The 12,360-nt window shown below is 59.3% G+C and carries 8 protein-coding genes; all 8 read right to left on the bottom strand.

Annotation, left to right across the window (positions count from 1 at the left end):
* Positions 1 to 85: 85 nt before the first annotated feature.
* Positions 86 to 1,399 (bottom strand): branched-chain amino acid transport system II carrier protein, encoded by a 1,314-nt coding sequence (brnQ, locus tag HGP31_RS08625; RefSeq protein ID WP_168757468.1) that lies wholly within the window; start codon positions 1,397 to 1,399, stop codon positions 86 to 88.
* 323 nt (positions 1,400 to 1,722) lie between these two features.
* Complete coding sequence (sucD, locus tag HGP31_RS08620; RefSeq protein ID WP_007919877.1) at positions 1,723 to 2,604, bottom strand: succinate--CoA ligase subunit alpha; 882 nt, start codon at positions 2,602 to 2,604, stop codon at positions 1,723 to 1,725.
* Positions 2,604 to 3,770, bottom strand: a complete 1,167-nt coding sequence (sucC, locus tag HGP31_RS08615; RefSeq protein ID WP_007919879.1) for an ADP-forming succinate--CoA ligase subunit beta — start codon at positions 3,768 to 3,770, stop codon at positions 2,604 to 2,606. The genes sucD and sucC overlap by 1 nt, the downstream gene beginning before the upstream one ends.
* 196 nt (positions 3,771 to 3,966) lie before the next feature.
* Entirely contained in the window at positions 3,967 to 5,403 is a 1,437-nt protein-coding gene (gene lpdA / locus HGP31_RS08610) for a dihydrolipoyl dehydrogenase (protein ID WP_020799802.1), read from the bottom strand.
* Between the two features lie 98 nt (positions 5,404 to 5,501).
* Positions 5,502 to 6,722, bottom strand: coding sequence for a 2-oxoglutarate dehydrogenase complex dihydrolipoyllysine-residue succinyltransferase (gene odhB, locus HGP31_RS08605; protein ID WP_020799803.1), 1,221 nt, complete (start codon positions 6,720 to 6,722; stop codon positions 5,502 to 5,504).
* 42 nt (positions 6,723 to 6,764) lie between these two features.
* Positions 6,765 to 9,596, bottom strand: coding sequence for a 2-oxoglutarate dehydrogenase E1 component (locus tag HGP31_RS08600; protein ID WP_020799804.1), 2,832 nt, complete (start codon positions 9,594 to 9,596; stop codon positions 6,765 to 6,767).
* Between the two features lie 275 nt (positions 9,597 to 9,871).
* Entirely contained in the window at positions 9,872 to 10,576 is a 705-nt protein-coding gene (locus tag HGP31_RS08595; RefSeq protein WP_083348460.1) for a succinate dehydrogenase iron-sulfur subunit, read from the bottom strand.
* Between the two features lie 11 nt (positions 10,577 to 10,587).
* The gene (sdhA, locus tag HGP31_RS08590) at positions 10,588 to 12,360 is read right to left on the bottom strand and encodes a succinate dehydrogenase flavoprotein subunit (RefSeq protein ID WP_168757467.1); all 1,773 of its coding nucleotides are present in this window, start codon (positions 12,358 to 12,360) and stop codon (positions 10,588 to 10,590) included.

Below are 12,360 nucleotides of genomic sequence, written 5' to 3'. Positions count from 1 at the left end.
CACCCCATAAAAAAATGCCCCGTATCGATTGATACGGGGCATTTCTGTGTCGTTTACAGGCCCGCTTGTGGCGGGCCGGTAAAGCTTAAGCCAACGCTTCTTCGCGCTTGCCCAGCAGGCGATCGCAAACCACGGCAACCACCAGGGTCATCACCGAAGGCACCAGCCAGGCCAGGCCCTGCTCGCTGAGTGGCAAGTGCGCCAGTTGCGTCGGCATCCAGTCCGCCAGACCCGCGCCCTTAAGCGCGTCGATCAGGCCGAAGATGAACGACACCAGCATCACCGGGCCGACAATGCGCCCTTGTTCATGCCAGAAGTCCTTGCAGAAGCTCAGGGCCACCAAGGCGATGCACGGCGGGTAGATCGCGGTCAGGACAGGGATCGAGAACGCGATCAGCTTGGTCAGGCCCAGGTTGGACACCAGCAGCGAGAACGCCGCGAGGATAATCACCAGCGTCTTGTAGGACAGTGGCAGCACACGGCTGAAGTATTCGGCGCAGGCGCAGGTCAGGCCAACAGCGGTCACCAGGCACGCCAGGGAAATCAGCACCGCAAGGAATCCGCTGCCCAGCGAACCGAAGGTGTGTTGTACGTAGGCGTGCAAGACCGCCGCGCCGTTGGTAGCGCCAGCCGCCACTTCATGGCTGCCCGAGCCCAGGCGAAACAGGCTGATGTAGACAAGCGCCAGGCCCACGCCGGCGATCAAGCCGGCAATGATCGCGTAGCGGGTGATCAGCGCTGGCGACTCGACGCCGCGCGAGCGAATGGCATTGACGATCACGATGCCGAACACCAGCGCACCGAGGGTGTCCATGGTCAGGTAACCATTGATGAACCCCTGGGAAAACGGCGCCGCCACGTACTCAGGCGTAGCATGGCCGATATCACCGGCGGGCAAAGCGAACGCAGCGATGCCGAGCGCGGCCAAAGCGATGATCTTCAGCGGTGCGAGGAAACGCCCGACGGTATCCAGCAGGCGGCCCGGATAGAGCGAAATGAAGAACACCACCAGGAAGTACACCGAGCTGTAGAGGAACAACGCCAGTGGGCTTTCGCCGGTCAGGGGTGCCAGGCCGACTTCAAAGGACACGGTAGCGGTACGCGGCGTGGCGAACAGCGGGCCGACAGCGAGGTAGCACGCTGCTGCCAGCAAGCCACCGGCGATCTTGCCGATCGGGCTGCTCAGCGCATCCATGGCGCCACCGACCTTGGCCAGGGCAACGACAGTGACCACGGGCAGACCCACTGCGGTGATCAGGAAGCCCAGTGCCGCAATCCAGACATGAGGCCCGGACTGCAAACCGACGATAGGCGGGAAGATGATGTTGCCAGCCCCGACGAACAGGGCAAACGTCATAAAACCAAGTGCCAGGATGTCCTGGCCTTTCAACACTTTCATTAAGGAAATACCACACTACTGAATCGGAATTTAGAGAGGGATTTCCCTATGGGTGAGGGAAATGCTGTCGGTCCGTATGGGGCCAACCCTTTAAGCGCGTTGCAGCCTTGTGGGCGCGGACGCAAAAATGGCGCGTAGCCTAACGAATTTGGGCGACAAACGCACTGTTTGAGGGCGAACTATCCGATACACGACGTTTCCATGTCGCGTTTACATACTTAATTTTCCCGCCCCGACCCAGATCGTGGGAACGATCAGCCACAAACGACAAAGGCCACCCGAAGGTGGCCTTTGTTTGGTGAAGCGTCAGCTAAGCGCGAGGCTTACTTGACAGCCCAACCGGTCAGCTCGGCCAGGGCCTTGCCGATGTCTGCCAGCGAACGCACGGTTTTAACGCCTGCGTCTTGCAGAGCAGCGAATTTCTCGTCTGCAGTGCCTTTGCCGCCAGAGATGATTGCGCCAGCATGGCCCATGCGCTTGCCCGGAGGAGCAGTCACACCAGCGATGTAGGAAACAACCGGCTTGGTCACGTGTGCCTTGATGTAGGCAGCCGCTTCTTCTTCAGCCGAACCGCCGATCTCACCGATCATCACGATCGCTTCGGTCTTCGGGTCTTCCTGGAACAGCTTCAGGATGTCGATGAAGTTCGAACCCGGGATCGGGTCACCACCGATGCCGACGCAAGTCGACTGACCGAAACCGGCGTCAGTTGTCTGCTTCACAGCTTCGTAGGTCAGGGTGCCGGAACGGGAAACGATACCGACCTTGCCTGGCAAGTGAATGTGACCTGGCATGATGCCGATCTTGCATTCGCCTGGGGTGATCACGCCTGGGCAGTTAGGGCCGATCAGGACTACGCCCAGCTCGTCGCACTTAACTTTAGCGTCCAGCATGTCCAGGGTAGGAATGCCTTCGGTGATGCACACGATCAGCTTGATGCCGCCGAAAGCAGCTTCCAGGATCGAGTCCTTGCAGAAAGGAGCCGGAACGTAGATCACGCTGGCGGTGGCGCCAGTGGCAGCTACAGCGTCTTTCACGGTGTTGAACACTGGCAGGCCCAGGTGCTCGGTGCCGCCTTTGCCTGGAGTTACACCACCCACCATCTTGGTGCCGTACTCGATGGCTTGCTGGGTGTGGAAACTACCTTGCGAACCGGTAATACCCTGGCAGATAACTTTGGTGTCTTTATTGATCAGGACGCTCATTATTTGCCCTCCGCAGCTTTGACAACTTGTTGAGCAGCGTCGGTCAGGCTGGTAGCAGCGATGATGTTCAAACCGCTTTCTGCCAGTACTTTAGCGCCCAGCTCAGCGTTGTTGCCTTCAAGGCGAACAACAACCGGGATTTTCACGCCGACTTCTTTCACGGCGCCAATGATGCCTTCGGCAATCATGTCGCAACGAACGATGCCGCCGAAGATGTTAACCAGTACTGCAGCGACGTTGGTGTCGGACAGAATGATCTTGAACGCTTCGGTAACGCGTTCTTTGGTAGCACCGCCGCCCACGTCGAGGAAGTTGGCTGGCTTGCCGCCATGCAGGTTGACGATGTCCATGGTACCCATGGCCAGGCCAGCACCGTTGACCATGCAACCGATGTTGCCTTCCAGCGCTACGTAGTTCAGTTCGAACTTGGCAGCGTGCGCTTCGCGCGGATCGTCTTGCGACGGATCGTGGAAAGTCTTCAGCTTAGGCTGACGGTACATGGCGTTGGCGTCGATGTTGATCTTGGCGTCCAGGCAGTGCAGATCGCCGTCAGCCTTGATCACCAGCGGGTTCACTTCCAGCAGGGCCAGGTCGTGATCCTTGAACAGTTTGGCCAGGCCAACGAAGATCTTGGCGAACTGAGCAACCTGCTTGCCTTCCAGACCCAGCTGGAATGCCAGCTCGCGACCCTGGAATGGCTGAGCGCCAACCAGTGGATCGATAGTGGCTTTCAGAATTTTTTCTGGAGTGTCGTGAGCGATTTTCTCGATGTCCACGCCACCTTCGGTGGAAGCCATGAACACGATGCGACGGCTCGAACGGTCAACGACAGCGCCCAGGTACAGCTCTTTAGCGATATCAGTGCACGATTCAACCAGGATCTTGGTGACTGGCTGACCATTGGCGTCAGTCTGGTAAGTCACCAGACGCTTGCCCAGCCACTGCTGTGCGAATGCTTTAGCGTCTTCTTTGCTGCGAACCAGCTTGACGCCGCCCGCTTTACCGCGACCACCGGCGTGGACCTGGGCTTTGACAACCCACTCGCTGCCGCCGATCTTGTCGCAAGCTTCTGCTGCTGCTTCCGGGGTGTCTACCGCGTAACCGGTGGAAACTGGCAGGCCGTACTCAGCGAACAGCTGCTTACCCTGATACTCGTGAAGATTCATGCTTATTACCGTCTTCGTTAGGTACTGCGCATTCGGTGCTGCACTCATTCAAGTGCCGCACCACCTGTGACTGCTGCTTGCATGGCCTTTCCGGACAACCGGTGCAGCCATGCAAGGCTGCGTCCAGCGGATATTCCGCGGTGAGTCTTGCATGCAAGGCTCACGACGGGCCATTCCGCCGTGGTTTCTTATTGTCTTAACGCTTCTTGCGGTTGGCGATGTGGATGGCGCCGCCATTCACTGCCAAAGCAGCTTCGTGCAAGGCTTCAGACAGGGTCGGATGGGAGAAAACCATCATGCCCAGGTCTTCAGCGCTGGTGCCGAATTCCATACCGATCGCACCCTGCTGAACCAGTTCGGCAGCGCTTGGGCCAATCACGTGGACGCCCAATACGCGGTCTGTCTTGGCATCTGCGATGACCTTGACGAAACCACCGGTGTCGTTGGCAGCCATGGCACGGCCGGAGGCTGCGAACGGGAAGGTGCCGACGTTAACTTCAACGCCTTCAGCTTTCAAGGCCTGCTCGGTTTTACCAACCCACGCGATTTCCGGGTGAGTATAAATAACCGAAGGGATCAAATCATAGTTCATCTGGGCCTTGTGGCCCTTGATGCGCTCGACAACCATGATGCCTTCTTCCGACGCCTTGTGCGCCAGCATCATGCCGCGAACCACGTCACCGATGGCGTAGACGCCCGGTACGGTGGTGGCGCAGTGATCGTCGACGTGCACGAAACCGCGCTCGTCCAGGGTCACGCCGCAGTCGGCAGCCAGCAGATCAGTGGTCACTGGACGGCGACCAACGGCTACGATCAGCTTGTCGAAAGTGATGTTCTGTTCGCCGTTGGCATCGGTGTAGTTCACCACGACTTCGTCGCCGTTCACTTTGGAGCCGGTCACGCGAGCGCCCAGCTTGATGTCCAGGCCCTGCTTGGTCAGGGTTTTCAGCGCTTCCTTGGAAACGGCTGCGTCAGCGGCCATCAGGAAAGTGTCCAGGGCTTCCAGGACAGTCACTTCTGCACCCAGACGCGACCAGACCGAACCCAGCTCCAGACCGATCACGCCAGCGCCGATTACGCCCAGGCGTTTTGGTACGGATTGGAATTCCAGGGCGCCGGTGGAATCGACGATCACATTCTGGTCGACCGGAGCCGGTGGAATGTCGATCGGACGCGAACCTGGAGCCAGGATCACGTTCTCGGCTTCGATGACTTCTACCGAACCGTCAGGCTTGGTGACTTCAACTTTCTTGCCGGCCAGCAGCTTGCCGTGACCCTGGATGGAGGTCACACCGTTGGCTTTGAACAGGGTTGCAACACCGGAGGTCAGGCCTTTGACGATGGTGGCTTTACGGCCGACCATTGCTGGCACGTCCATGGTCACGCCAGCGTGGTTGATACCGTGGATCGCGAAGCCTTCTTTGGCTTCCTTGTACTTCCAGGAGCTGTCCAGCAGCGCCTTGGACGGAATGCAGCCGACGTTCAGGCAAGTACCGCCCAGAGCCAGTTTGTCATCCTTGTCGGTGTACTTCTCGATGCAGGCAGTGCTGAGGCCCAACTGAGCGGCCTTGATGGCAGCTACGTAGCCGCCAGGGCCCGCGCCGATCACTACTACGTCAAATTTCTGCGACATTCAAAAAATCCTCTTTAGCGAAAAGCTTGAAGCCGCAAGCGACAAGCCAGGCTGCGGGTTTTCCGACAGCCTGGGCTTGCAGCTCGCGACTGCTTCTATCAGATATCCAGCAACAGACGAGCCGGATCTTCCAGCAGGTTCTTGATGGTCACCAGGAAAGTCACAGCTTCTTTGCCATCGATCAGACGGTGATCGTAGGACAGGGCCAGGTACATCATCGGACGGATAACGACCTGGCCGTTGATGGCCATAGGACGCTGGATGATGTTGTGCATGCCCAGGATGGCTGCTTGTGGCGGGTTGACGATCGGGGTCGACATCATCGAACCGAAGGTACCGCCGTTGGTGATGGTGAAGGTACCACCGGTCATTTCGTCCATCGACAGTTTGCCGTCGCGGGCTTTCTTGCCGAAGGTGGCGATGCCGCCTTCGATTTCAGCCAGGCTCATCAGTTCGGCGTTACGCAGAACCGGAACAACCAGGCCGCGATCGCTGGAAACCGCAACGCCGACGTCAGCGTAGCCGTGGTAAACGATGTCAGCGCCGTCGATCGAGGCGTTGACAGCCGGGAAGCGTTTCAGCGCTTCGGTGGCCGCTTTCACGAAGAAGGACATGAAGCCCAGGCGCACGCCGTTGTGGGACTTCTCGAACAGATCCTTGTACTTCGAACGCAGCGCCATGACTTCGGTCATGTCGACTTCGTTGAACGTGGTCAGCATCGCCATGTTCGACTGGGCTTCGACCAGGCGCTTGGCAACGGTGGCCCGCACGCGGGTCATCGGTACACGCTTCTCGATGCGATCGCCGGCAGCGAACACCGGAGCAGCAGCGGCAGGTGCGGCAGCCTTGGCAGGCGCGGCAGCCGGAGCGGCTTTCTTGGCAGCAACGGCTGCAACCACGTCTTCCTTGGTCACGCGACCGCCTTTGCCAGTGCCGGCAACGGAAGCGATGTTGATGCCGTTTTCTTCAGCCAGCTTGCGCGCAGCCGGTGCAGCAACAGGATCGTCTTCGCCTTCGGCGGCAGGGGCAGCAGCCTGGGCAGCGGCGGCAGGAGCCGCAGCAGCTGGAGCGGCAGCAGCGCCGCCCGCTTCGATGGAGCCCAGGACTTCGTCGGACAGAACGGTGTCGCCTTCGTTCTTGACGATAGCGCCCAGCACGCCATCAGCGGTAGCCAACACTTCGAGTACGACTTTATCGGTTTCGATGTCGACGATCAGTTCGTCGCGCTTGACCGCGTCGCCCGGTTTTTTGTGCCAGGTGGCAACGGTGCCATCGGCAACCGATTCCGGGAAAGTGGGGGCTTTGATCTCGATAGCCATTATCTGTGGTTCCTTAAATTCGGTTTCAGGTGCGCGAAGGCGTTAAACAGTAAAGGCGTCTTGCAGCAGTTGTTCCTGCTGTTCGGCGTGCATCGATGCGTAACCGCATGCCGGTGCAGCAGAAGCCTCGCGGCCCGCGTACTCGAGTACGAGAGACTTGTTGAGGTTGCTGATGCTGCGACGCATGTGGTGTTGGCTGCAGTACCACGCGCCCTGGTTCATCGGCTCTTCCTGGCACCAAACGGCATGCTTGGCGTTGGTGTAGGGAGCCAGGACTTCTTTCAAGTCGTCCTCAGGGAATGGGTACAGCTGCTCGATACGCACGATGGCGATATCGTCACGGCCTTCGGCACGGCGTTTTTCCAGCAGGTCGTAGTAGACCTTGCCGCTACACAGGACAACGCGCTCGACCTTTTTCGGGTCTTGGGCGTCGATTTCCGGGATAACGGTCTGGAAGGAACCTTCGGCCAGATCTTCCAGGGTCGAGATGGCCAGCTTGTGGCGCAGCAGCGACTTCGGAGTCAGGACTACCAGTGGCTTGCGCAGCGGGCGAATCACCTGACGGCGCAGCAAGTGGTAGATCTGTGCCGGCGTCGTTGGCATGCACACCTGGATGTTGTGCTCGGCGCACAGCTGCAGGTAACGCTCCAGACGAGCCGAGGAGTGCTCCGGCCCCTGACCTTCATAACCGTGCGGCAGCAGCATGGTCAGACCGCACAGACGGCCCCACTTGTGCTCGCCACTGGTGATGAACTGGTCGATTACAACCTGGGCGCCGTTGGCGAAGTCGCCGAACTGGGCTTCCCAGATAACCAGCGCGTTCGGCGTGGTGGTCGAGTAACCGTACTCGAACGCCAGTACCGCTTCTTCGGACAGGAACGAGTCGTACAGGTCGAAGCGTGGCTGACCGTCGTACAGGTTCTGCAACGGGATGTAGGTGCCCGCGTCCTTCTGGTTGTGCAACACGGCATGACGGTGCGAGAACGTACCGCGGCCGATGTCCTGGCCGGTCATGCGGATCGGGTGACCTTCGAACGCCAGGGTCGCGTACGCCATGGTTTCGGCGTAACCCCAGTTGATCGGCAGGCCGCCGGCTTGCATCTTCTGACGGTCTTCGTAGATCTTGGCAACCTGGCGCTGAACCACGAAGCCTTCCGGAATTTCCAGCAGCTTGGCGGACAGTTCCTGCAAGGTCTTCAGGTCGAAGCGCGTGTCGTGACGCGCGGTCCAGGCGTGGCCCAGATACGGACGCCAGTCCACGAACAGCTCTTTGTTCGGTTCCTTGACCAGCGATTTCACGACGTGCAGACCGTTGTCCAGCGCGTTGCGGTACTCGTCGACCTTGGCCTGGACACGTTCAGCGTCCAGTACACCGGCCTGGGTCAGGCGATCAGCGTACAGCTCACGGGTAGTGCGCTGCTTGGTGATCTGCTGATACATGATCGGCTGGGTGCCGCTTGGCTCGTCGGCCTCGTTGTGGCCGCGACGACGGTAGCAGACCAGGTCGATCACCACGTCACGCTTGAACTGCATGCGGTAGTCGATGGCCAACTGGGTCACGAACAACACGGCTTCCGGATCATCGCCATTCACATGGAGGATCGGCGCCTGGATCATCTTCGCAACGTCGGTGGCGTACTCGGTGGAACGCGAGTCCAGCGGGTTGCTGATGGTGAAACCGACCTGGTTGTTGATCACGATGTGCACGGTACCGCCGGTCTTGAAACCGCGGGTCTGCGACATCTGGAAGGTTTCCATCACCACGCCTTGACCGGCGAATGCCGCGTCACCGTGGATGGAGATCGGCAGGACTTTCTCACCGGTCAGGTCGTTACGACGATCCTGACGGGCGCGCACCGAACCCTCGACCACCGGGGAAACGATTTCCAGGTGGGACGGGTTGAACGCCATGGCCAGGTGAACTTCACCGCCGGTGGTCATCACGTTGGACGAGAAGCCCTGGTGGTATTTAACGTCACCGGAACCCAGCTCGACCTTCTTCTTGCCTTCGAACTCGTCGAACAGCTCGCGCGGGTTCTTGCCGAAGGTGTTGACCAGTACGTTCAGACGGCCACGGTGGGCCATGCCGATGACGATTTCCTTGGTGCCGTAGGAACCGGAACGCTGGATCAGCTCGTCGAGCATCGGAATCAGGCTTTCGCCGCCTTCCAGGCCGAAACGCTTGGTACCCGGGTATTTGGTGCCCAGGTATTTTTCCAGGCCTTCACCGGCGGTCACGCGCTCGAGCAGGTGGCTCTTGATGTCGGCGGAGTACGTCGGACGGCCACGCACGCTTTCCAGACGCTGCTGGAACCACTGGCGCTGCTCGGAATCGGTGATGTGCGTAAACTCAGCGCCGATGGTGCGGCAATATGTCTGCTGCAACGCTTCGTGAATTTCGCGTAGGCTCGCTTCCTCTTTGCCGATGAACAGGTCGCCGGCACGGAAGGTCGTATCAAGATCGGCATTGGTCAAGCCGTAATGATTGATCGACAGGTCTGCAGGTGCAGGACGCTGCCACAGCCCCAGCGGGTCAAGCTGGGCTGCCTGGTGGCCACGCATACGGTAGGCCTGGATCAATCGCAGCACTTCAACTTGCTTCTTCTCGTGCTCACTGCTCACGCTGCCGGCGGAAACCGGTTGGGCGCGGCGCTGGTTCTTTGCCAGCAAGACGAAATGATCGCGAATTGTGGAGTGCGAAACATCGGTGGCAGGGTTGCCGTCAGCAGGCAACTTCTGGAAGTAGGTGCGCCACTCTTCTGGCACAGCGTTAGGGTCGTGCAGGTAGAGCTCGTAGAGCTCTTCCACATAGGCAGCGTTACTACCGGATAGGTAGGCGCTGTTCCACATGCGCTGCATCACGCTTTCTTGCATGCTTGGTCACCCTCGGTTAGGGGAACACCACCGGTGTCGACACCGAGCAAACTTGCAGAAGTCCAAATGCAGCGACCAAAACAAGCCACTAGGATCACACTGATAGTCCGGGTACCAGCCCGGATGCCCCTGCTTGTCTCATTTCTTCAAAATAAGAGCCGCAGCCTTTTAAGCTGCTGCTCTGGTTATAGCTACGACGCGGGTTGAAGCCCGCGCCTTAGCCTCTACATTTACAGCGGTACTGCATTTACAACAGCTGGGTTACAACAGCTGTTTCACACACCGCTCGAGAGCAGCATGTGACGGATGTGACCGATGGCCTTAGTCGGGTTCAGGCCTTTCGGACATACGTTGACGCAGTTCATGATCCCGCGGCAGCGGAATACGCTGAACGGGTCATCCAGCGCAGCCAGACGTTCGGACGTCTTGGTGTCACGGCTGTCTGCCAGGAAGCGGTACGCTTGCAGCAGGGCAGCTGGACCCAGGAACTTGTCCGGGTTCCACCAGAAGGACGGGCAAGAGGTCGAGCAGCAGGCGCACAGGATGCACTCGTACAGACCGTCGAGCTTTTCACGCTCTTCAGGGGACTGCAGACGCTCGATGGCCGGAGCCGGCGTGTCGTTCTGCAGGAATGGCTTAACCTTCTCGTATTGCTTGTAGAAGATGCTCATATCGACGACCAGGTCACGGATAACCGGCAAGCCTGGCAGAGGACGAACGATCAACTTGTTACCTTTTACGACGGCGGACAGCGGCGTGACACACGCCAGGCCGTTTTTGCCGTTGATGTTCATGCCGTCGGAGCCGCAAACACCTTCACGGCAGGAGCGACGATAGGAGAAACCTTCGTCCTGCTCTTTAATCAGGGCCAGTACGTCCAGCACCATCAGGTCTTTACCACCGGTATCGACCTGGAATTCCTGCATGAACGGCGCAGCGTCCTGATCAGGGTTGTAACGATAAACACTGACTTGCAACATGGCGGCCACCCTTAATAAGTCCGAATCTTAGGTTCAAAAGTCGGAACCGTCTTCGGCGAGAAGTTCACGGCACGCTTGGCAACGCGCTTCTCACCCGGGAAGTACAGGGTGTGGCACAGCCAGTTTTCGTCGTCACGATCTTCGAAGTCTTCACGGGCGTGAGCGCCGCGGGACTCTTTACGCACTTCGGCAGCGATGGCGGTGGCTTCGGCCACTTCCAGCAGGTTCTGCAGTTCCAGAGCTTCGATACGCGCGGTGTTGAACGCCTGCGACTTGTCGTTGATCTTGACGTTGGCGATGCGCTTGCGCAGATCGGCCAGCTGGGCAATACCCTTCTGCATGTATTCGCCGGTACGGAATACACCGAAGTAGTTCTGCATGCAGTTTTGCAGCTCGCGACGCAGGGTTGCCACGTCTTCGCCATCGGTACGCTCGTTCAAGGCGGACAGACGCGACAGGGCCGCCGTGATGTCGGCTTCGGTGGCTTCGTCGTATTCGATACCGTCGGTCAGCGCCTTTTCCAGGTGCAGGCCGGCAGCACGGCCGAAGACCACCAGGTCGAGCAGCGAGTTGCCGCCCAGACGGTTGGCGCCGTGAACCGATACGCAAGCCACTTCGCCTACAGCGAACAGGCCCGGGATGATGGTGTCCACGCCTTCGGCGTCCTGGGTGATCGCCTGGCCGTGGATGTTGGTGGCAACGCCGCCCATCATATAGTGGCAGGTAGGAACAACCGGAACCGGAGCAACAACCGGGTCAACGTGTGCGAAAGTCTTCGACAGTTCGCAGATGCCTGGCAGACGGCTGTGCAGCACTTCCTCGCCCAGGTGGTCGAGCTTGAGCATCACGTGGTCGCCATTCGGACCGCAGCCGTTGCCGGCAATGATCTCTTTAACCATCGAACGGGCCACAACGTCACGACCGGCAAGGTCCTTGGCGTTCGGAGCATAACGCTCCATGAAACGCTCACCGTGCTTGTTGATCAGGTAACCACCTTCACCACGGCAACCTTCGGTTACCAGTACGCCGGCGCCGGCGATGCCGGTCGGGTGGAACTGCCACATTTCGATGTCTTGTACCGGTACGCCAGCACGCAGGGCCATGCCGACACCGTCGCCGGTGTTGATCAGGGCGTTGGTGGTGGACGCGTAGATACGACCTGCACCGCCGGTGGCCAGAACGGTAGCCTTGGCACGGATGTAGGTGGTTTCGCCGGTTTCGATGCAGATGGCGATAACGCCGACGAATTCGCCGGCCTGGTTTTTCACCAGGTCAACAGCGTAGTACTCGTTCAGGAACGTGGTACCGGCTTTCAGGTTGCCCTGATAAAGGGTGTGCAGCAGCGCGTGACCGGTACGGTCGGAAGCGGCGCAGGTACGGGCAGCCTGGCCACCTTTACCGTAGTCCTTGGACTGACCGCCGAACGGACGCTGGTAGATACGGCCGGTTTCGGTACGCGAGAACGGAAGACCCATGTGATCCAGCTCGAAAACGGCGGCCGGGCCTTCCTGACACATGTATTCGATAGCGTCCTGGTCACCGATGTAGTCGGAGCCCTTGACGGTATCGTACATGTGCCAGCGCCAGTCATCGTTCGGGTCGGCGGACGCGATGGCACAGGTGATGCCGCCCTGGGCGGATACGGTGTGCGAACGGGTCGGGAAAACCTTGGTGATTACCGCGGTCTTGTGACCGCCTTGCGCCAGTTGCAGCGCTGCGCGCATGCCGGCACCGCCACCACCAATAATGATGGCGTCGAAAGAAATCGTTGGAATGTTAGCCAT

Origin of the sequence: Pseudomonas umsongensis (assembly GCF_012647205.1) — a bacterium.
In the GTDB taxonomy this organism is placed as follows: Bacteria; Pseudomonadota; Gammaproteobacteria; order Pseudomonadales; family Pseudomonadaceae; genus Aquipseudomonas; species Aquipseudomonas umsongensis.
Note: the sequence above shows the minus strand (reverse complement) of the source record. Positions and strands in the feature narration are given on the sequence as shown.